At 60.6% G+C, this 20,672-nt stretch carries 18 protein-coding genes and 1 tRNA gene; 4 read left to right on the top strand and 15 right to left on the bottom strand.

Annotated features, from left to right (window positions below):
- Window positions 1-35: 35 nt before the first annotated feature.
- From VL003_RS06130 to VL003_RS06160, 7 genes are all read right to left on the bottom strand, one after another.
- On the bottom strand, window positions 36-1,169 hold the full coding sequence (locus VL003_RS06130; protein ID WP_325440630.1) for an aminotransferase class V-fold PLP-dependent enzyme: 1,134 nt from the start codon (window positions 1,167-1,169) through the stop codon (window positions 36-38).
- A gap of 135 nt (window positions 1,170-1,304) precedes the next feature.
- Window positions 1,305-2,213, bottom strand: coding sequence for a DUF1932 domain-containing protein (locus VL003_RS06135; protein WP_325440632.1), 909 nt, complete (start codon window positions 2,211-2,213; stop codon window positions 1,305-1,307).
- Window positions 2,214-2,256: 43 nt separating this feature from the next.
- Window positions 2,257-2,982 carry an alpha/beta fold hydrolase gene (locus VL003_RS06140; protein WP_325440634.1) on the bottom strand — a complete coding sequence of 242 codons (726 nt, stop codon included), beginning with the start codon at window positions 2,980-2,982 and terminating at the stop codon, window positions 2,257-2,259.
- Window positions 2,979-4,079, bottom strand: coding sequence for a 4-oxalomesaconate tautomerase (locus tag VL003_RS06145; RefSeq protein WP_325440636.1), 1,101 nt, complete (start codon window positions 4,077-4,079; stop codon window positions 2,979-2,981). The genes VL003_RS06140 and VL003_RS06145 overlap by 4 nt, the downstream gene beginning before the upstream one ends.
- A gap of 9 nt (window positions 4,080-4,088) precedes the next feature.
- Entirely contained in the window at window positions 4,089-4,784 is a 696-nt protein-coding gene (locus tag VL003_RS06150) for a 4-carboxy-4-hydroxy-2-oxoadipate aldolase/oxaloacetate decarboxylase (protein ID WP_325440638.1), read from the bottom strand.
- Window positions 4,781-5,527, bottom strand: a complete 747-nt coding sequence (locus VL003_RS06155) for a PIG-L deacetylase family protein (RefSeq protein ID WP_325440640.1) — start codon at window positions 5,525-5,527, stop codon at window positions 4,781-4,783. The genes VL003_RS06150 and VL003_RS06155 overlap by 4 nt, the downstream gene beginning before the upstream one ends.
- Before the next feature lie 99 nt (window positions 5,528-5,626).
- Complete coding sequence (locus VL003_RS06160; protein ID WP_325440642.1) at window positions 5,627-6,883, bottom strand: LysR family transcriptional regulator; 1,257 nt, start codon at window positions 6,881-6,883, stop codon at window positions 5,627-5,629.
- A 183-nt stretch (window positions 6,884-7,066) separates the two neighbouring features.
- On the opposite strand from VL003_RS06160, the gene VL003_RS06165 reads away from it, so the two are divergent.
- Entirely contained in the window at window positions 7,067-7,471 is a 405-nt protein-coding gene (locus tag VL003_RS06165; RefSeq protein ID WP_325440644.1) for a RidA family protein, read from the top strand.
- A gap of 12 nt (window positions 7,472-7,483) precedes the next feature.
- Here VL003_RS06165 and selD read toward each other — a convergent pair whose 3' ends face one another.
- From selD to fdnG, 8 genes are all read right to left on the bottom strand, one after another.
- On the bottom strand, window positions 7,484-8,548 hold the full coding sequence (gene selD, locus VL003_RS06170) for a selenide, water dikinase SelD (RefSeq protein WP_325440646.1): 1,065 nt from the start codon (window positions 8,546-8,548) through the stop codon (window positions 7,484-7,486).
- Between the two features lie 68 nt (window positions 8,549-8,616).
- Window positions 8,617-8,712: transfer RNA gene (locus VL003_RS06175), tRNA-Sec, on the bottom strand.
- Window positions 8,713-8,723: 11 nt separating this feature from the next.
- The gene (gene selB, locus VL003_RS06180) at window positions 8,724-10,652 is read right to left on the bottom strand and encodes a selenocysteine-specific translation elongation factor (RefSeq protein ID WP_325440648.1); all 1,929 of its coding nucleotides are present in this window, start codon (window positions 10,650-10,652) and stop codon (window positions 8,724-8,726) included.
- Complete coding sequence (gene selA / locus VL003_RS06185) at window positions 10,649-12,082, bottom strand: L-seryl-tRNA(Sec) selenium transferase (RefSeq protein ID WP_325440650.1); 1,434 nt, start codon at window positions 12,080-12,082, stop codon at window positions 10,649-10,651. The genes selB and selA overlap by 4 nt, the downstream gene beginning before the upstream one ends.
- Window positions 12,083-12,085: 3 nt before the next feature.
- Window positions 12,086-13,018, bottom strand: a complete 933-nt coding sequence (fdhE, locus tag VL003_RS06190; protein WP_325440652.1) for a formate dehydrogenase accessory protein FdhE — start codon at window positions 13,016-13,018, stop codon at window positions 12,086-12,088.
- Window positions 13,019-13,108: 90 nt separating this feature from the next.
- Window positions 13,109-13,747, bottom strand: coding sequence for a formate dehydrogenase subunit gamma (locus VL003_RS06195; protein ID WP_325440654.1), 639 nt, complete (start codon window positions 13,745-13,747; stop codon window positions 13,109-13,111).
- Window positions 13,740-14,660, bottom strand: coding sequence for a formate dehydrogenase subunit beta (gene fdxH, locus VL003_RS06200; RefSeq protein ID WP_325440656.1), 921 nt, complete (start codon window positions 14,658-14,660; stop codon window positions 13,740-13,742). Before fdxH ends, VL003_RS06195 begins: the two co-directional genes overlap by 8 nt.
- A 9-nt stretch (window positions 14,661-14,669) precedes the next feature.
- Window positions 14,670-17,738 carry a formate dehydrogenase-N subunit alpha gene (gene fdnG / locus VL003_RS06205; RefSeq protein ID WP_325440658.1) on the bottom strand — a complete coding sequence of 1,023 codons (3,069 nt, stop codon included), beginning with the start codon at window positions 17,736-17,738 and terminating at the stop codon, window positions 14,670-14,672.
- 282 nt (window positions 17,739-18,020) lie between these two features.
- Here fdnG and VL003_RS06210 point away from each other — a divergent pair, with 282 nt between their 5' ends.
- The 3 genes from VL003_RS06210 to VL003_RS06220 all read left to right on the top strand — a co-directional run.
- Window positions 18,021-18,566, top strand: a complete 546-nt coding sequence (locus VL003_RS06210) for a 3-hydroxyanthranilate 3,4-dioxygenase (RefSeq protein WP_325440660.1) — start codon at window positions 18,021-18,023, stop codon at window positions 18,564-18,566.
- Window positions 18,544-19,602 carry an amidohydrolase family protein gene (locus tag VL003_RS06215; RefSeq protein WP_325440662.1) on the top strand — a complete coding sequence of 353 codons (1,059 nt, stop codon included), beginning with the start codon at window positions 18,544-18,546 and terminating at the stop codon, window positions 19,600-19,602. Before VL003_RS06210 ends, VL003_RS06215 begins: the two co-directional genes overlap by 23 nt.
- 67 nt (window positions 19,603-19,669) lie before the next feature.
- Window positions 19,670-20,672, top strand: a 1,003-nt coding sequence (locus VL003_RS06220; RefSeq protein WP_325440664.1) for an ABC transporter substrate-binding protein, incomplete at its 3' end; no start/stop codon positions are given.

The raw sequence follows: 20,672 nt of genomic DNA on the forward strand, positions 1-20,672 counted from the left end.
CGGTTGCCCTGGCGAGCGACCGCCGTTTCTTGGGGTTACGGCGACACAATCTTGTCTAGTGCCTTGGCCAGGTTACCGACACTGCGGTCGATATCGCGCAATTTATCCAGGCCAAACAACCCCAATCTAAAGGTCTTGAACCCCGCAGGTTCATCGCACTGCAAAGGCACTCCGGCCGCCGCCTGTATGCCGGCCTGGGCAAATTTCCTGGCCGATTGGATACCGTCGTCTTCGGTGTAGCTGACCACCACGCCCGGCGCCTCGAAGCCCGGTGCTGCCACACTTTTAAACCCTTTTTCGCGCAATAAAGCCCGCACTTGGTTGCCCAGCTCGAACTGGGCACTGCGCAAGGCTTCAAAACCTTGGGCCCGCGCCTCGGCCATGGCATCGCGAAGCACGATAAGCGAATCGGTAGGCATGGTGGCGTGGTAGGCAAAGCCGCCTTGCTCGTAGGCCTGCATGATCTGCAGCCATTTTTTCAGGTCGCAGGCAAAACTCGTGCTAGTGGTGTGCTCGATGCGCTCAAGCGCGCGGTGGCTCATCATGACCAGGCCGCAACAGGCCGAACCGGTCCAGCCTTTTTGCGGCGCGCTGATCAAGATGTCAACGCCCACATCGCGCATGTCGACCCACACCGTGCCGGAGGCAATGCAATCAAGCACAAAAAGCGCATCGACCGAATGCGCGGCCCGGGCGACCTGGCGCAAGTAGTCGTCGGGCAACAATATGCCTGATGCCGTTTCAACGTGGGCCGCGAACACCATGGCAGGCTTATGCTGATGAATGGCTTGCACCACTTCATCAATGGGGGGCGGCTCAAACGGTTGTTGTGCACCGTGGGCCACAGGCCTTGCCTTTAATACCACCTCGTCAGACGGTATGGAGCCCGCTTCAAAGATCTGCGTCCACCTATAACTGAACCAGCCGTTACGTATCACCAGACAACGCTTGCCGGTAGCGAACTGACGCGCCACGGCCTCCATGCCGAAGGTGCCGCTGCCTGGCACCACCACGGCAGCGTCAGCGCCATATACTTCTTTAAGCGTACGTGAAATGTCTTTCATGGCGTCTTGAAAGACGCCTGACATATGGTTTACCGCGCGGTCGGTATAGACCACCGAGTATTCAAGCAGACCATCGGGGTCGACATTGGGCAGTAGGCCGGGCATATGTTCGTCTCCGGAGATTGAGGCGGGCACCCGCCGTCAGGCATGGACATCGACCCTAAGCATCACCGCTGCCACACGCAGCGCGGCCGGGTCACTTATTGTAGGCCAAGCATCGCAGCCGGGCACACATGGCGCTCAGGCCTTGTTCAACTGGTCGACAAGCTCTTGCCAGACGAACTGGCGCCGGGTGTCGTAGACCAGGCCCGCCGACTCCATGGCGTCGACCAGGGCGTCCTGACTTTGAGCCGTCGCTTGCGCCATCAACGGGGTCACACCCACATCTTGCAAGGTTTCCATCACCTCGCGCATTTCGGCGGCGCGCCGGCGGCCGTGCTCGGCCACACGGCTTATCAGGTAATGCGGCAGCTGGTCGGTCCAGCCCATGCTGGGCAGGGTTTCGTCCAGCGACGCCAGCACGGCATCTTCAGCGCCGTAACGGCGCGCAGCCGACAAACACTCTACCGTCAGCGCCTCGAGCCCTTTGATCATCACACTGCGGCACATCTTGATGGCAGACGCCACACCCACCTGCTTGGACACAGCTTTAGTCCGCAAGCCAAGCCGGTTCAGGCTTTCGGATAGCACCTGCGCCCTGGACCCGCCCAACAGCATGGGCACCTTCAGCCCATAAGGCGGCACCGGCGCCATCACCGCTGACTCTACATAGAAGCCTCCCGCGGCCTCGATGGCCTCGCAATCCCTTTTCTTCGTTGCGGGTGACACCGAGTTGATATCCAGAAAATACTGGCCGGCGCGCATGCATCGCCCCGCGTCGATTGCTGCCTGGGCGGCTGAGCCGGCCGTCACCGCCGAGATGACGAGCTGGGCATTTTCAATGGCCGCCTGGTTGCCCGCATGCAGCATGACACCGACTTGCTGCGCGCGTGCCTCCAGGTCCGGCCGTTGATCAGGGTCATGTATCTTGATGTCGTAAACATCGACCTGTACGCCCGCCTCGACCAGGCCTTGGCCCAGCAAGAAGCCGGCCTCGCCAAAGCCGATCAACGCGATGCGGGTCAGGTCGGGTGTCGTCTTGTCGTTCATGTGGTTTCCATATCAATATTTTGGCTTGCGGCTTGCAAGTCTGCTATTTGGTGTCGAGCCATGCAGACAAGGCGGCCGTAACGTCATCGGGTTGTTCCATGGGGCTCATGTGCCCGCTGTTTTCGATGGCAACCAGCGTGCCGCGCCCCGCCGGCACCAGGCCATGCATGACCTCGTGACGCGCATAGGGGCTCCAGGCATCTTGCCTGCCGCAGATAATGTAGGTCGGGCAGGCCAGCGAACGCAGCACAGGCCCGGCATCGGGGCGGTTCAGCAAGGCCGTGATCTGCGCCTGAAACTCGGCTGTAGTGCGGCGCTGGATCATTTGCAAAATTTCATCAAACAAAGGTCTATTTAATTGATCGGGGTGCACCATGCCCCGCGCCCAATTGCGACCCATTTCGAGCATGCCCTGCTCGTGGGCGATGCTTAGCAGGCGCATGCGCCCGGCTCTTTCTTGTTCGCCGGCCTCGCCTGGCGCGCGCGGCTCGTAACCGGTGTCCAGCAAGGCCAGCCTACATACCCGGTGGGGTGCCTGGCGCACCATCTCGAGCGCAACCCTCCCGCCCATAGAATGGCCCGCCAACGAAAAGGCCTGGTAGGGCGCTTGGTGCAGCACCTTGGCAGCCATGGTCTGGATCGAATCCAGGTCGTGATATTGCGCAATAAATGACTGGGCGCGATGCGCCAGACCGGCCTGCTGCCGGGCCCACACGGCGGCATCGCACAGCAGGCCCGGCAGGAAGACAATATGCTCGGTGGTGCTCATGCCGGCTGAATCTTATTGTTCCAGATTCGCGAAGGAATATGCACCTGGCCATCGAACAGCCATCGGGCCGTGCGGATCAGGGCTGCACTGGTTACCGTAACGTTTGCGCCCTTGCGGCTCAGATGCATCTGCACGCTAAGTTCGCCCGTGGGGTGTTCGATGCCAAGCACCGGGCTGTCGCCGGCGGGAACCTGGGCAATGCCCTCGCAAACCGAGCCGGGTAAAGCCGCGACAGTGGCCGCGCTGACCGCAGCCAGCACCCCGATCGATGCATGACACTTATGGGGAATAAAGCTGCGCGTGTTCAGTGCGCCCCCCTTGGTAGGGGGCGACACCAGACACATCTTGGGGACGGTACGCTCGCTAACGTCGCCCAGGTTCATCATGGGCCCGGCTTTGAGGCGGATCGCCTCGATCCTTGCCTTAAGCACTTCATCGGCATCAAGCTGTTCGCGGGTCTCGTACCCGGTGCGCTCCAGGTCCTGGGCCCGGAGGACCACCGTGGGCATGCCGTTGTCGATCAGTGTGGCCTCGACGCCGTCGATAACGTCGCGCACCCGGCCGGTAGGCAGCAAGGCGCCGCAAGACGACCCGGCCGTGTCACGAAACTGTAGTGGAATGGCTGCCGCCGTGCCCGGCACGCCATCGATGCGCTGGTTACCTTCGTAGCAAACCCGGCCGTCGGGCGTTGACACCGTGGCAATGGCCACCTGCGCGGTATTGACCATATGGATGGCGACACATGTGGTGTCGCCCCCCGCCGGCACCAAGCCCCGCTCGATGGCAAAAGGCCCGACACCCGCAAGCATATTGCCGCAATTCTGGCCGTAATCAACCCTGGCCTCGTCAATAAGGACCTGAGCAAACAAGTAATCGACGTCGGCGTCCTCGCGGGTGGCGGCCGACACAATGGCCACTTTGCTGGTCAGCGAATCAGCCCCCCCGATGCCGTCGATCTGCCGCGAGTCGGGCGAGCCCATTACGGCCAGCAGGACCTGGTCGCGCAAAGCGGCGTCAGCCGGCAGGTCGGACGCCAGAAAGAACGCACCCTTGGAGGTGCCGCCGCGCATTTGGACGCAAGGTATACGGGTTTGCATGGCAGGGCCTTACAGTTCGTCCAGCGAATCAACATAGCGCAGGCCGGTGGCTTCCAGCCTTTCGCGCATCTTGTAGTAATCAAGACCCAGCACGCCTTGGGCCAGGACCTTGCGGGTGGCGGCCTCTTTTTCAAGGCGGGCCTGGGCGGCGCGCGCCACCTGCGCCACATTGGCCAGCGGCACCACGGCCACGCCGTCATCGTCGGCCACAATGACGTCGCCCGGGTTGACGATCTGCTGGGCGCATACCACCGGCACATTGACCGAGCCCAGGGTTTCTTTAACCGTACCCTGCGCCGACACCGCCCTGGACCACACCGGAAAGCCCATTTCGTGCAGGGTTTTGACGTCGCGGCAGCCGGCGTCAATGACGAGACCTTTTACGCCGCGCGCCTGCAGCGAGGTGGCAAGCAGGTCTCCGAAGTAGCCGTCGTGGCACTCGGAGGTGGGTGCAACCACCAGAATGTCGCCTTCCTGGCACTGCTCTACCGCCACGTGAATCATCCAGTTGTCTGAAGGCGCGACCAGTACCGTAACGGCCGAGCCGGCAATGGCGGCACCCGGCCAGATGGGCCGCATGTAAGGGGCCAGCAGGCCCAGGCGGCTTTGCGCCTCGTGCACGGTAGCGGCACCGGCGTCTTGCAATATTTCGATGTCGGCGATGTTTGCGCGCTTGATGTTTCGTACCACGACGCCTCGAATCATGACAGGTCTCCGACGACGGCAGGCGTCAGGCGCATATAACCTTCGGCATATTCAATATTACGGCTGGCGGTGATGCCGATATTGCGCTTGGCCTGCACGCCGCGCTGCTGGGCAACACGGGTGTAATAGGCCCACAAGTGTTCCTGCCCGGCCATGCATTCAATGGCCTGGCGTTTAATGTCCCAGACGTCGGTAATGTCGAGAAAGATATTGGGCACCCATTCGCATTGCTCGGTCTGGTGCGGCTCAAAGGCGTAGACCGGGGGCGCCCCCACCACCTTCTGGCCCGGGTTGTGGCCTTCGGCCTGGGCGATGATGCGGGCCTCTTGCGCCACATGCATGGCAAGGGGGTGATCGAAGTTATACGGATCCTTGACCGAGTGGCTTAGAACGAATTCAGGCTGGACGTCGCGATAGACGTCGACCAGGCGGAACAAAGCCTGTTCATCGACTCGCATGGGGTAATCGCCCAGGTCGAAGAATTCAATTTCGGCGCCCAGAATCTCGGCGGCCTTTTGGGCTTCTTCGCGACGACCCTCTTTGACCTCTTCCAGGGTCATGCCTTCTTTGCGCCACAGCTTGGCCGACTCGCCGCGCTCGCCGAACGAAAGACAAACGACCTTCATGCGATAGCCCTGGCGTACATGGCTGGCAATGGCGCCGGCTGCGCGCCAGACGAAATCGGCCGAGTGCGCACTGATAACGAGCCCGGCGCGAGGGGAGGATGCGGTACTTGCGTTCATGGAAGTTCCTGTATGGGTTCAAAACCTGCTAGGCATACAGTGTGGCAAAACCCGCCGACCCCCTCCAGTGACATTCACCCGCTTCGTTATGCGTATTGCTTATAACTGATCTCTGGCCAGGACTCTTATCTGCTCCATGAAAAGCCGGAGACCCGCGCCAGGGTCTGCGTCAGAGCGGGTGGTAATACCAATATGACGAGTCGTTTGCTTTACCTTCACCGGCAGCACCGCCAGCAGGCCGGCCGACACCTCGCGCGCCACTTGCCTGCGCGACACCAAGGCCAACCGGTCACTCTCCAAAAGCAGTGCCTGCAAAACCGCCGCACTGTTTACCTCAAGCGGTCCGTGGGGCGCCGCCACCCCTTCGGCAGCAAAAGCGCGTTCGAATGCGGCGCGCGCAGGCGTGCCCGAAAGCGGCACCAGCCACGACTCGTCCACCAGTTCATGCAAGCCGCTTGGCGACCGCTGCAGCAAGGGGTGCCCTTGGCGCACGACCACTGAAAGCGTGTCGGTAAACAGGGTCTCTTGATTCACGTCGGCGCCTGCCCCGCCCAGGCGCAAGGCACCCACAATAATGTCGACCTCGGCATGCTGCAGTTGATGCATCAGGGCATCGTACGTGCCGTCCACGATCGTGACATGAAGCTCGTGGTTCAGCGCCAATACCTGTTCTACAGCCCTAGGTACCAAGGCGCCCGCCGATAACGGCAGGGCCCCCACCACGATGCGGCCGCGCATCTTGCCCCGAAACGCTCCCAGGTCTTCTTGCGCTAGCCGAAACTCATCCATCGCAAGTTTCGCGCGCCGCAGTACCGCCTCGCCGCTTTCGGTCAGACGCAGGCCCCGGGCCGAGCGTTGATACAAGCTTGTGCCCAGCATATGTTCAAGTTGACGCAATGTCTGGCTTACAGCGGGCTGGCTGACGCCTAGTTGTCGCGCCGCCGCGCTTTCGCTGCGCGCCTCGCAAAAAACAAGGTATGTGTTGACATGGCGATATGAACACGCCGCAGCAAACCGACCAGGCGTCGCCGGTGCGTTCGCGCCCCGGCGTTCTGCCAGATGTGCCGCCTCGGCCTCGGCCTGCTGCAACTGGGCCATGGCGCGGCCGGCACGATAAGCCAGCAACTGGCCCTCGGCCGTAAGCAGCATGCCTTGCGGGCTTCGCTCAAAAACAACCGTACCCAAACCCGACTCGAGCTCGCGTATGGCTCTGGCAACGGCCGACTGCGACAACGGCAATTGCGCACTTGCGGCCGACGTGCTGCCGGCGCGGTCTACCGCCAGCACTGAACGGAACTGCTTGAGAAATCGCGCGGGCGCCTGCTGAAGTGCGTCGCCCTGTTTGCCCGTCGTCAACGTGGTTCCTTAACGATTCGTTCTTGTAGGCATTGTATCGGCGGGTGCAGCACCCGCCATGGACAATGAACAGGTTCTACGCTACATTGAATATCGATTTTTTATACAAAATCGATATAACGACAAAATTTACTACCACTGCCGAAATATCGACGTCGCGCAAAATAGCCAAAGGACACACCCATGCCCAAGATCATTGTTCATAGCAACGCCGCACCCACCACCGGCTTTACTGACAAAAACACGCCCTCGCCCCTGGCTCAGGCCATTCGGGCCGGCGACTTTCTTTATGTTTCCGGACAGGGCCCGCTCGATCCGGCCACCAAAGAGGTTGTCTCCGACGACATCCGCAAGCAGACCCAGCAGGTGTTGAGCAATGTGCGCGCAGTGCTCGAAGCCGGCGGCGCCACCATGGCCAACGTCGTGAACATGCGCGTTTGTCTGCGCAATGTGTCGGATTTTCCGGCGTTCAATGAAGAGTTCCGCGAATTCATGCAGGGCGAGAAAACCACCCGCACCTGCACCGGCGGCACGCCCCATCGCCAGGGCGTCTTGGTCGAGGTCGACTGCGTGGCTTACCTGGGCTAAATGCCCCGGCGCCTACGCCACGTGAACCTGCGGCGCACCTGCGCGCATTTCGCCCACCACAGCCGCCTGGCCAAAGCCCTGCGAGTGGAAGATTTCAAGCACTTGCGGGGCTGTTTCAGCTGAACACGACACCAACAGACCACCCGAAGTCTGCGGGTCGGTCAGCAAGGCCTTGTCGGTCTCGCCAATGGCGGGTGCCAAACTTATGCCCTGGCCGTACGATGCCCAGTTACGGCCCGATGCGCCGGTTATCACGCCTTGATGGGCAAACTCGCGTACGCCGGGCAACCATGGCAAGTCGGCCAGACGAAGGTGGGCCGCCAGGCCCGAGCCGCGAGCGATTTCCAGCGTGTGCCCCAATAGACCAAAGCCGGTGACATCGGTCAGGGCGTGCACACCTTCGAGCGCGGCAAGCTCGGTACCCGGCCGGTTTAACTGCGTGGTGGCGTCGATCATCGCCCGGTAGCCCGCGTCAGACAATTGGTTCTTTTTAAGCGCCGCCGACAAAACCCCCACACCCAAGGGCTTGCCTAGTATCAACACGTCGCCTTCGCGCGCATCGGCGTTGCGCTTGATGCGGTCGGGATGCACCAGACCCATGGCGGCCAGCCCGTAAATAGGCTCGACCGAATCAATTGAATGCCCGCCTGCAATGGGAATGCCCGCCGCACTGCACGCCGCTGCACCGCCTTCCAGTATGGCGGCAATGTCGGCTTTGGGCAGCACGTTGATGGGCATGCCGACGATGGCCAACGCCATAATGGGCGAGCCGCCCATGGCATAGACGTCGGACAATGCATTGGTGGCGGCGATGCGGCCAAAGTCGTACGGGTCGTCGACAATGGGCATGAAAAAATCGGTGGTGGCAATTAACGCCTGCTGGTCGTTAAGCTTGTAAACCGCAGCGTCGTCTGAGCTTTCGGTGCCCACCAGCAACGCCGAATAGGCCCCGACGCCCGGCATGCCGGCCAGCAATTCCGACAACACCCCGGGCGCAATCTTGCAACCGCAGCCGCCTCCGTGCGAAAGCGATGTTAAACGCGGGGGGGCGGATTCAACAGCAGGGGAACCGGACATGAAGCGTCTCCGTGTCAGCCGCAAAATGGCTGTATCGCCCTGCGGCCAAGCATTTTAAACAGTAGAAATGGCGGAAAGCAGCAGGAGTCGAACCTACCTGGGAACGTCTGACGCCCCCAACTGGGTTTGAAGCCCAGCCGTGCCACCGGACACGAATGCCTTCCGCAGCAGCACCCTATGATAGCCGCTGCCAGAACGCAGCGCTATCGCCCCGGGGCACATGGGCGTCGCGAAGCCGGCGCGTATAGCCGGCCCGGTCAAAAAACTCTAGAATTTGCACGGCGCGCTTGCGGCCCAGGCCGGTGGCATCGCGAAATTGCGCCGCAGTAATGCCCGCTGACCCGCCTTGCTGCTCGAGCAGCGCCGCCAATTGCGCCACTCGCTCGCGGTGGTAGAACAGGTCGCGCACCACCTGGTATACCTGCCCGCTGCGTACCAATTTTCGGAGCAACTGGCGCACATGGTCTTCGGGCTGGTCGAACTTGTGCGCCATGTCACGCACCCAGGGCGGGTCGTAGGCACCGGCATGAATGGCGGGCAACAGGCGTTCGGCAAGCTCGGTTTCTTCGGCCGACAACGAAGCCTCGTGCCCGGGCCGATGCAGCCAGGGGCCGTTGCGCACCAGTCGTTTGGCGGCCACAAGCTCGTCGCGCAGAGCGAGCCAAAGTGTTTCGGGAATGGTCGGCAGGGCGACACGGCGCAAGCGGGCCGCGTCCAGGCCCGGCTCGTCAGGCCAACGCTCATGAAAATCGTTTAACGCCTCTTCGGCCCGACTGCCCAGATGGTCCCAGTGCGACTGCAGTATTAAGGTACGCACGGGGTTGCTTCCGCCACGCGCCTGCACCCATAGCGCATCGACGGGCAGCTCTTGAGGCTGGGGGTTGCGCCCCATCAGTCGCATCAGATGCGGCTCGTCCAGCCCAAACGGGGCCTCATCAAGCAGGACGCTTAAGCCCCCACCCAGGCGCAGCTGCGCAACCGCGCCAAGCCAGGCCAGACGCTGAGGCGAGCGGCGCTTGCGGTCGGGCGCATTGGCGTCCAGCACCATGCCCCCGCCGATGGTGCGATTGGCCTGAGCGTTGCGAACAATGAAGCGGTCGCCCGGCATGGCGCAAACCGCTTCGTCAAACACCAATTGCACCCAGCCGCTCTGGCCGACAGGCAACGGGTCGGGCGACAAGGGTACGGCGTGCGCCACGTAATGGGCCGCCCCCAGATGCACATGCAACGGCGTCCAGGCCTTGACTGCAGCATCGGCCGAATCAAGCAGTGTCAGCTGCACGTCCACATTGCGCGAAGGCGTAAAGCATCGCGCATCGGCGATCCAGTCGCCACGCTTTGCGGCCTCACGCTCGAGGCCCCCCAGGTTCAACGCACAACGTTGCCCGGCGCGCCCTTGAGCCGACGGCTGGTTCTGCGCATGAATGCTGCGCACGCGCACCGGTCGGCCGGCCGGCATCAGATGCAACTGCGCATGGGCATCTACGTCGACGACGCCGTCGTGTACCGTGCCGGTCACCACAGTGCCGTGACCAGGCAAAGAAAACACGCGGTCAACTGCAAGCCGGAACAGGCCGTCAGATCGGCGTGCGGTCATGGCTTGTGCGGCCTCATGCAGATGCCGCCGCAACAGGTCAACACCCGGGGCTTCGTCGGCAGCCGCGTTTGTTTCAAACACCGGCGCGTCTTGAAGAAAGCTGTTCACCGTCAGTGCAGCCAGCTGGGCGCGCACGGTGTGAAGGCGCGCTTGATCGACGCGGTCGACTTTGGTGAGCGCAATTGCGCCCTGCCCTACGCCCAGCAGCCCCAATATGGCCAGATGCTCGTGGGTTTGCGGCATGACGCCGTCGTCGGCAGCCACCACCAACAAGCCGAAGTCGATGCCTGTGGCCCCCGCGGCCATGGTGTGCACCAGCTTTTCGTGCCCGGGTACGTCGATAAAGCCCAAAATATCGCCGTTTTCGAGCGGCGTGTAGGCATACCCCAGCTCAATGGAAATTCCCCGGGTCTTCTCTTCTTTAAGCCTGTCGGTTTCCACACCGGTCAGCGCGCGCACCAGCGTGGTTTTACCGTGGTCGATGTGGCCGGCGGTTCCGACGATCATGGGTTGGATCGCTTCAACTGTTCAATGAACAAAGGCTCATCCTTGGCTTCGAGGCAACGCAGGTCGAGCCGCAAGGCGTCGTTGGCAATTCGCCCGACAACGGGTCGAGGCAGTTCGCGAAACTGCTTTTCGAGCTTCTGCAAGGCACGGCCCGGCCGCCCCGGGCCGGCATGGCGCACCACCAGCCCAAAACTGGGCAATTGATCGACAGGCAAGGCGCCGCTGCCGATCTGGCTGAACATGGGTTCAAGACCCACTGAATAGCCCTGACCCAGCACCTGCTGCAGCACAGGCTGCAACCGTTGCGCCTGGGCCTGCATGTCCTGCATGGGGCGGGTCAACAAGCGCAAGGTGGTCAGGCGCGCAGCCAGAAGCTCGGGCGACCGGTACATGGCCAGCACCGGCTCAAGGGCCGCCAGGGTCAGCTTGCCCACTCGTAGCGCCCGCTTCAGCGGGTTCTTTTTAATCTTTTTGATCAGGTCGGCGCGGCCCACCAGCAGGCCGGCCTGAGGCCCGCCCAACAGCTTGTCACCGCTGAAGGTAACAATGTCGGCGCCCGCCTGAATGGTTTCGCGTACCGTGGCCTCTTGGGGCAAACCCCATTGGGTCAGGTCGAGCAAGGTGCCACTACCCAGATCAACCGCAGTAGGCACACCGTGGCGACGCCCTATCTGGGCCACGTCGTCGACCTCGACGCTTTTGGTGAACCCCGAAATGGCGTAGTTGCTGCAATGCACCTTCAGCAGCATGGCCGTGCGCGGGTTAATGGCCTGCTCGTAGTCGGAAAGATGGGTTCGATTGGTGGTGCCCACCTCGACCAGCCGGGCGCCGGCGCGCTGCATGATGTCCGGGATACGAAAGGCACCGCCTATCTCGACCAGCTCGCCTCGCGACACGATGACCTCGCGGCGGTTGCCCAGGGCATTAAGCATCAACAATACGGCAGCCGCATTGTTGTTGACCACAGTAGCCGCTTCAGCGCCGGTCAGCTCGCACAGCAAGTCGTTGATCAGGTCGTCGCGGTCGCCGCGCTTGCCGGTGGCCAGGTCGTACTCAAGGTTGGCCGGTGCCAGCATGGCCTGCACAACCGCCTGCACCGCCTCGTCGGGCAACAAGGCGCGGCCCAGGTTGGTGTGCAACACGGTGCCCGTCAAGTTAAACACCGCCCGTAAATGAGGCTGGTCGGCTTGCTGCAATTGCATGCGCGCCTGCCCGACAATGGCAGCGTCACTTAGCGCATCGATGCCAAGGCCGCCTTGCAGGGCCTGGTCGCGCAAGCCCGCTAAAAGCTTGCGCAGGACACCCAGCACGCGCGTGCGGCCGTAAGTAGCCACAAGCTCGGCGCACGGCGGGGCGCCCATCAGCCGCTCAACGGAAGGGATGTCAGAGGCGCCGGCCGGCCGTGATTCCGCCCTGGGCGTTGCCGCCATGGTTTATTGCTCCGTGCCCTGCCAAAGCAGGGGGTTGCCGCTAGCGCGCGAATAGCCGGCCTCACCCATCAGCATGTCGAGGGTAAGACTGGCCAGGTCGTCGGCCACGGGATCAAAGTTGTAGTCTTTTTCTTGATAGAAGATTTTGCGATAACTATGGCAATTGTCGCAAGACTCGGCCTTGACGCCTTCGGTACCCTCTTCGATCGAATGATAGGCAATGGTTTTGTTGTCTTCGCAGTGTGTGCAGGTAACCCGCACCTGATGCCATTCGGTTGAACATAACGAGCAGCACAGGTAGCGGCAACCGTCGGCCTGCCCACCCACACGCACTACGCTGGAGACCGGCAGGCTGCCGCACACCGGGCACACGCCGAACGGGCTGACGACCGGCAACTGGTTGCTGTCGAAGTCAACTGCCAGACTGGTCCAGTACACCTGCAACGCCGCCATAATGAACGGTGCAGTAGCGCTGTTGACCTCGGCGTCTCGCTCGGCCAGCACCGCATCGGCCTGAGCCTCGATGCCGTCGGGGTCAGACTGCACCTGCTCGCGCAGTGCACTGATTACAGACCTGGCTTGCTCGGGCACGCCTTCGGCCTTGGCCATGTGGTCAAGCAGAGCCACAAGCAGCTCGCGCCATTGGGGCGTGCGGTTCCAGCCTAGGGCTTGTAAGGGCGGCATGCCATGGGCCTGGGCTCGTGAAATCTGGTCTTCGTCGGCCGGTGGCACCGTGCATGTTTTAAGGGCATTGTGCTGGGCGTCGACCAACTTTGCCATCAGCGAAGGGTACGCAGAGGCGGGGTGGCCCTGCGCCAGCTGGCTGAACCGGGCCGCCCTGTCGGCAAAGACAGAAGCCCGCACCGGCATGCGGACGCGAGGAATATTAGTGTGATCTAGCGACTCAATTTCGCCACGCTCGAGAATTCGCTGCAAGGCATTCTCCTGAAAAACATGGCTGCCCGGCGCGGACGCGGGGCAGCCATCGCAAGCTTCGACGCCCGGTTGGGCGTCGGAAAAATAGGCCTACTTTTGATGCGGCTCGCCGCGTACCTGGCGGAACCAGGCGCGGTGATGCCTCCAGGCCCAGCCCGGAGTGACCGTACCACGGGTCATGGCATGTAACGAGCCCTTGACCCAGAAGCCTGCGTAAATATGCACAATAATCGCAACGATGATTAAAAATGCAAAGATGGCGTGCAGAACAGAAGCCAGGCGAATCAGCTCAACGCCGAAATCAAAGTACGAACGCCACATGACGATGCCGGTCAGCAAAAGCCCCAACATCAGAATGATAAGCGCAAAAAACAGCACTTTTTGGCCTGCGTTGTAACGCCCGATTTCGGGCAGTTTGTCTTCGCGGTTGTTAACCACGTCGCCAAACTGCTTCAGGTACTGATTATCGCGTTTCTCCCACTTGTTGTGCCGGAACATTCGCGCAGCAAGTACGAAAAACAGCAAGAACATGAACACGCCCACAAACGGGTGCAAGATGCGTGTCCAGGTGCCTCCGCCAAACAGGGCTGTCATCCAGTACATGGAAGGATGAAACAACGCCAAGCCGGAAAGGGCCAGCAATACAAACGCAATGGCCACTAACCAGTGATTGGTGCGTTCAGCCGCCGTGTACCGACGGATGAGCCTGGGGTTTTTCGCGTTACTCATGAGTAGCCTCCTGCGATTTACGGTCGTGCTCGTCGGCTGCGCGCTCATCGTCTTCGGTGACTTCGTTGGGGCCCACCCGAATATAGTGGAAGAACCCAACCAGAGCGGTAAGCGCCATTGCTGCAACCCCCAACGGCTTGGCAATGCCTTTCCAGACCGAGACCATCGGGCTGATGGTTGGGTCTTTGGGAAGGTCGTTGTACAAACCCGGTTTGTCGGCGTGATGCAGCACGTACATGACGTGTGTGCCGCCCACCCCTGCCGGATCGTACAGCCCCGCGTTGTCGAAGCCTCGTGACTTGAGGTCGACAATGCGATGGTCGGCGTGCTGGATCATGTCTTCTTTGGTGCCGAACACAATGGCACCGGTAGGACAGGTCTTGACGCAAGCCGGCTCTTGCCCCACCGCCACGCGGTCGGAACACAAGGTGCACTTGTACACCTTGTTGTCCTTTTGCGAGATGCGGGGAATGTCGAACGGGCACCCGGTGATGCAATAGCCGCAGCCAATGCAGTTTTCTTGGTGGAAGTCGACAATACCGTTGTTGTACTGCACGATGGCCCCGGGAGACGGGCATGCCTTGAGGCAGCCGGGGTCTTCGCAGTGCATGCAGCCGTCTTTACGAATCAGCCACTCGAGATCGCTGGCTTCGTTTTCGTACTCGGAAAAGCGCATCACCGTCCAGGAGTTGGCGGTAAGGTCAGCGGGGTTGTCGTATACCCCCACGTTGCTACCGATAACGTCCCGGGTGTCGTTCCACTCCATGCAGGCTACCTGGCATGCCTTGCAGCCGATGCACTTCGTGGTGTCGATAAGCTTGGCAACGCCGCCGCCTACCTGCGCGTCTCGCTCGCTGGGCATGGGCGTTGTCGTGGCGGAGCGCCTTTTGATATCCAATGATTGCAATGGCATGGCTTACTCCTAAACTTTCTCGACGTTGACGAGAAAAGATTTGAACTCGGGTGTTTGCGTGTTGCCGTCTCCTACCGAGGGTGTGAGTGTATTGGCCAGGAAGCCGGGTTTTGCCAACCCGACAAAGCCCCAGTGAATGGGGATACCCACCTGATGACACGGCTTGCCCTCGACGGTTAGCGTTTTGATCCGCTTGGTGACAACGGCCACCGCCTTGATATAACCGCGGTTGGACGACACCTTGACCCGATCCCCATGACCAATACCCAATTCCTGGGCCAGGCCTTCGCCGATTTCAACGAACTGCTCGGGTTGCAGAATAGCGTTGAGCTCGACGTGCTTGGTCCAGTAATGGAAGTGCTCGGTCAGGCGATAGGTGGTACCCACATAGGGGAAGTCGGCAACCGTACCCATGGCTTCGAGGTCGTTCTTGAACACGCGCGCAGCCGGATTGCTGACAGCGCGTTTTTCTTCGGGGAACAACGGGTTGTACCCCAAAGGTGTTTCGAACGGCTCGTAGTGCACGGGGAAGGGGCCTTCGGCCATGCCCTTGCGGGCAAAGAAACGCGCCACGCCCTCGGGGTTCATGATGAACGGACCCATTCCGTCGAGGGGGTTTTCGTCTGCCTTGTAGTCGGGCACATCGGCGCCCACCCACGACTTGCCGTTCCAATGAACAAGACTGCGTTTGGGGTCGAACGGCTTGCCTTCAAGGTCGCATGACGCGCGGTTGTACAAAATGCGTCGGTTTGCCGGCCACGACCACGCCCAGTTCAGCGTCTGGCCGATACCGGTGGGGTCGCTGTTGTCGCGTCGGGCCATCAGGTTGCCCGCCGGCGACCAGCAGCCGGCGTAGATCCAGCAACCCCCAAGGGTGGAACCGTCGTCGCGCATTTCGCCGAAACCCGCAAGCTGCTCGCCGGCCTTGCGCAACACGCGCGTGGGGTCTTTGGGGTCGACCAGGTCGACCAGGGCGCGCCCGCTGTACTCTTTGGCCAACTCTTCGGCCGTGGGGTTCTGCGCAATTGCGTACGGCCAATCGAGGTTGACGATGGGGTCTGGGTAGGTTCCGCCCTCTTTCTCGTACTTTTCGCGCAAGCGGTTGTACAGAAGGGCCATGATCTCGATGTCGCTCTTGCCTTCGCCCGGCGGGTTTGCACCCTTCCAGTGCCATTGCAGCCAACGCCCCGAACTGACCAGCGCACCTTCTTCTTCTGCGAAGCAGGTGGTTGGCAGACGGAAAACTTCGGTCTGGATGGAAGCGGTGTCGACATCGTTGTGCTCGCCCATGTTTCGCCAGAACTCGGACGTTTCGGTAACGAGCGGGTCCATGATGACCATGTACTTGAGCTTGGAAAACCCGTTGAGCAGCTTGGCCTTGTACGGTGCAGCGGCCAGGGGGTTGAACCCCTGGCAGATGTAGCCGTTCATTTTGCCCTGGTCCATAAGTTCGTAGGCCTGCAGCATGTCGTACGGCTTGTCCATTTTGGGCAGGTAGTCGTAGCCCCAGTTGTTGTCCGGGCGTGCAGCCTTGCCCCACCATGCCTTCATGAGGCTGACGTGGAACTTGCTGTAGTGGCGCCAGTAACTAAGCTGGTTGGGCCGCAACGGCATTTGCGTACGATTGGCGATGTAGTCTTCGTAGCGCTGCTCGGAATCGTTGGGCAGGGTCAGGTAACCCGGGAGCAGGTTCGACATGAGGCCAAGGTCGGTAAGACCCTGAATGTTCGAGTGCCCCCTAAGGGCGTTCATGCCGCCGCCCGGAATACCAATATTGCCCAGCAACAGTTGCAACATTGCACCGGTGCGAATAATTTGCGAGCCGATGGAGTGTTGGGTCCAGCCCAGCGCATACATGATGGTACCGGCGCGGTCGGGCGTAGAGGTGGACGCCAGCATCTCGCACACCTTAAGGAATTTGTCCTCGGGGGTGCCGCAAACACGGGCGACCATCTCGGGCGTGTAGCGCGAGTAGTGCTCTTTAAGCAGCTGGTACACCGAACGCGGGTGCTGCAAGGTGGGATCGGTGCGAACGTAACCGGTTTCGTCTAGTTCGTAGTCCCAGGAAGCCTTGTTGTAGGTGCGGGTTTCTTCGTTGTAGCCCGAATACAGGCCGTCTTCGAAGGAGAAGTCTTCGCGCACGATAAACGGAAGGTCGGTGTAGTTGCGCACGTATTCGTGCTGGACCTTGTCGTTTTCGATGAGATAGCGAATTACCCCGCCCAGAAACACAATGTCGGTTCCGGTTCGGATGGGCGCGTAAAAATCAGCCACCGATGCCGAGCGCGTAAAACGCGGATCGACCACGATAAGCTTGGCTTTATTGTGTGCTTTCGCCTCGGTAACCCACTTGAAGCCACAGGGGTGAGCTTCAGCGGCGTTTCCGCCCATAATCAGTACTACATCGGCGTTCTTGATGTCGACCCAATGGTTCGTCATCGCTCCACGGCCAAACGTCGGGGCAAGACCTGCCACCGTCGGACCATGTCAGACACGTGCTTGGTTGTCGAATGCAAGTGCGCCAAGGCTACGCATGACCTTATGCGTAATGTAGGCAACCTCGTTGGAGCTGGCGGACGCGGCCAGCATGCCGGTGGTAAGCCAACGATTGACCACCTGGCCTTGTTCGTTGCGCTCGATGAAGTTGGCATCGCGGTCTTGCTTCATGAGGGTGGCGATACGCTCGAGCGCGTCGTCCCATGAAATTCGCTGCCAGGTGTCAGAGCCCGGGGCCCGGTACTCGGGGTACTTGAGGCGGTTGGGGCTGTTGATGAAATCGATAAGGCCCGCGCCCTTGGGACAAAGCGTGCCGCGGTTGACCGGGTGGTCGGAGTCGCCTTCGATATGTACGATACGGGCGGTGGCATTTTTTGCACCGTCGCCCAGGCTGTACATCAGCACCCCGCATGCCACCGAACAGTAAGGACAGGTATTGCGCGTTTCCGTCATGCGCGCCAGCTTGTATTGGCGGACTTCAGCCATGGCCGGTGCGGGGGCGGCCCCCAACAACGTCAGGCTGGATCCTGCCAACGATGCCCCTGTCACCTTGAAGAACTGCCGTCGACTCATGTTGACCATGACGATCTCCAGATGATTGAAACAACCGATTCTTGTTGTATCGTTACGAAATAACCCTAGATTTTGTGGGTCTATGCCGAGTATAGGTCTGGCGCGTGGAAAAAGCCAAGATTAGTGCGTTTTCCCTGCTACTTTGGTTAATAAGAATCATTCTTCAGTGTGCGGCACGCCTGCGTCGGCGGTGGTCGATTTCACTTTATAACCATAGCGTTGCTTACGTATACTCAAGAAGCGACAACAGCGGTTGCCACGGCGCCCCGCACGACAAAAACGGAGACAGACATGTTCAAGTACGGCCCCCCGCTTAATTTCCAGCGCTGGCTCAAAGATAACGACCATCTGCTTAAACCCCCGGTAGGCAACCAGCAAATCTGGGAAGACGCCGACTTTATCGTTACCGTGGTGGGTGGGCCGAACCATCGCACCGACTACCACGACGACCCGCTTGAAGAATTTTTCTACCAGTTCAAGGGCAATGCTTACCTGAACATCATGCACGACGGCAAGCGGCAGCGCATCGACCTGCAAGAGGGCGACATCTTCTTGCTGCCGCCTCATGTACGTCATTCGCCGCAACGTCCCGAACCCGACAGCCGCTGCCTGGTCATCGAGCGCAAGCGCCCCGAAAAACTGCTTGACGGCTTCGAGTGGTATTGCCTTGAGTGCGACCATCTGGTGCACCGGGTCGAAGTCCAGCTTCAAAGCATCGTCAAAGACCTGCCGCCGCTGTTTGATCAGTTCTATCAAAACCCCGATTTGCGCGTCTGTTCCAACTGCGGCGCGGTACACCCGGGGCGCGAGGCCCATGCCATGGCAAAAAACCACTAGGAGCAGCACCTTGAATCACCCGGTTGCACAGCCCGTCATCGACATTCATTCGCATTTCTTCCCGCCCATTACACAGGCCGAAGCCGCCAGGCTCGACCCCGAGGCGGCTCCCTGGCTAAAAGACAACGGCGACGGAAGCGGCATGCTCATGGCGGGCAGCAAGGCCTTCCGCCCGGTTTATTCGGCGCTGTGGGACCCTGCCCGTCGTATCGAAGAACTGGACGCCGGCGGCGTCGACATTCAGCTCATGTGTGCCACGCCGATTATGTTCGGCTACCGCTACCCCATCGAGCGGGCCCTGCCCTGGGCGCAGCGCATGAACGATTACGCGCTTGAACAATGCAGTCACAACCCCGGTCGCCTGAAGGCGCTGGCCCAAGTACCGCTGCAAGACGTCGAGGCGGCTTGCGCCGAAGCCTCGCGCGCGAAAAGCACCGGCCACCTGGGCGTACAAATTGGCAACCACTTGGGCGACAAAGATCTCGACCACGAGCACTTGCTGACCTTTCTGGCTCATTGCGCCAACGAAGACATACCCCTGCTGGTTCACCCCTGGGACATGATGGGGGGCGAAAACCGCATGAAAAAATGGATGTTGCCGTGGCTGGTGGCCATGCCGGCCGAAACGCAGCTGGGCATTCTTTCATTGATACTGTCGGGCGCCTTCGAAAAATTGCCTCGTACGCTCAAGATCTGTTTTGCGCACGGGGGCGGCAGCTTCGCCTTTTTGCTTGGCCGGGCCGACAACGCCTGGCGCGAGCGCGACATTATCCGCCAAGACTGCCCCAACCCGCCCTCGTCGTATGTGGATCGCTTCTGTGTCGACTCGGCCGTGTTCGACCCTCATGCTCTTGAGTTTTTAGTGCGCGTCATGGGTGAAAAACAGGTCATGCTGGGGTCCGATTACCCGTTTCCGCTGGGCGAAAAGAAAATCGGCAGCCTCATCCGCGAAAGCAACTTCACCGAGCCCGTGCGCAACGGTTTGCTTGGCGGCAACGCCGGCCAATTTTTCAATATTCAAGCAGTACCTGCATAAGCCAAACCTTGACGTAACCCAAGGTAAGCGTCAGGATGTTCGGCACCAACCACAACAAGGAAGAGACATGCAAACACACTTCAAAAAAATGCTTCTGGCCTCGGCCATTGCCCTGAGCTTCGGGGCAAGCGCAGCGCACGCCGAAATCAAGATCGGGCTGATCACCACGCTGTCAGGCGGGGGCGCTGCGCTGGGCCAGGACCAGCGCGACGGTTTCATGCTGGCCGTCGAGCAAAACGGTGGCAAGCTGGGCGGGCAAGACGTCAACGTCATTGTTGAAGATGACCAGCTCAAGCCCGAGCTGGGCGTGCAGATTGCGCGCAAGCTGGTCAACAACGACAAGGTCGATTTCGTTACCGGCATCATTTTCTCTAACGTCATGATGGCCGCCCGCACGCCCATTCTTGATTCCAAGACCTTTTTAATCGGTTCCAACGCCGGCCCCTCGCCCATGTCGGGCGCCGAGTGCTCGCCCTATTTTTTCTCAACGTCCTGGAACAACGACCAGTTGCATGAAGGCGGCGGCCAGATCGCCACCAACCAGGGCTATAAAAAGATGTACATCATGGCGCCCAATTACCAGGCCGGCAAAGACGCCCTGGCCGGGTTCAAGCGCTTCTACAAAGGCGAGGTCGTCGACGAGGTCTATACACAAATCGGCCAGATGGACTATTCGGTCGAGATCGCCCAGCTGCAGCAGGCCAATCCTGACGCGGTCTATGTGTTCTACCCCGGCGGCATGGGTGTGAACTTCGTCAAGCAATACCGTCAGGCCGGCCTGCTGGGCAAGGTGCCGCTTATCTCTGCCAGCACGGTCGACGGCTCTACCCTGCCAGCACTTCAAGACATCGCCCTGGGTGTCATCACCCACTCACCCTATGCGCCCAACCTCGATAACGCTCAAAACAAGCAGTTCGTCGAAGCTTTCGAGAAAAAATACAACCGTGCGCCCTCGTTGTATGCCGCCCAGTCCTACGACGCAGCCAACCTGATCGCCTCGGTCATCAAAAAGCTCGACGGCAAGATGCAAGACAAAGAGGCCGTCCGCAAGGCGCTTGAGGCGGCTGATT

This window comes from Pusillimonas sp., assembly GCF_035515275.1.
Taxonomy (GTDB): Bacteria; Pseudomonadota; Gammaproteobacteria; order Burkholderiales; family Burkholderiaceae_B; genus Pusillimonas.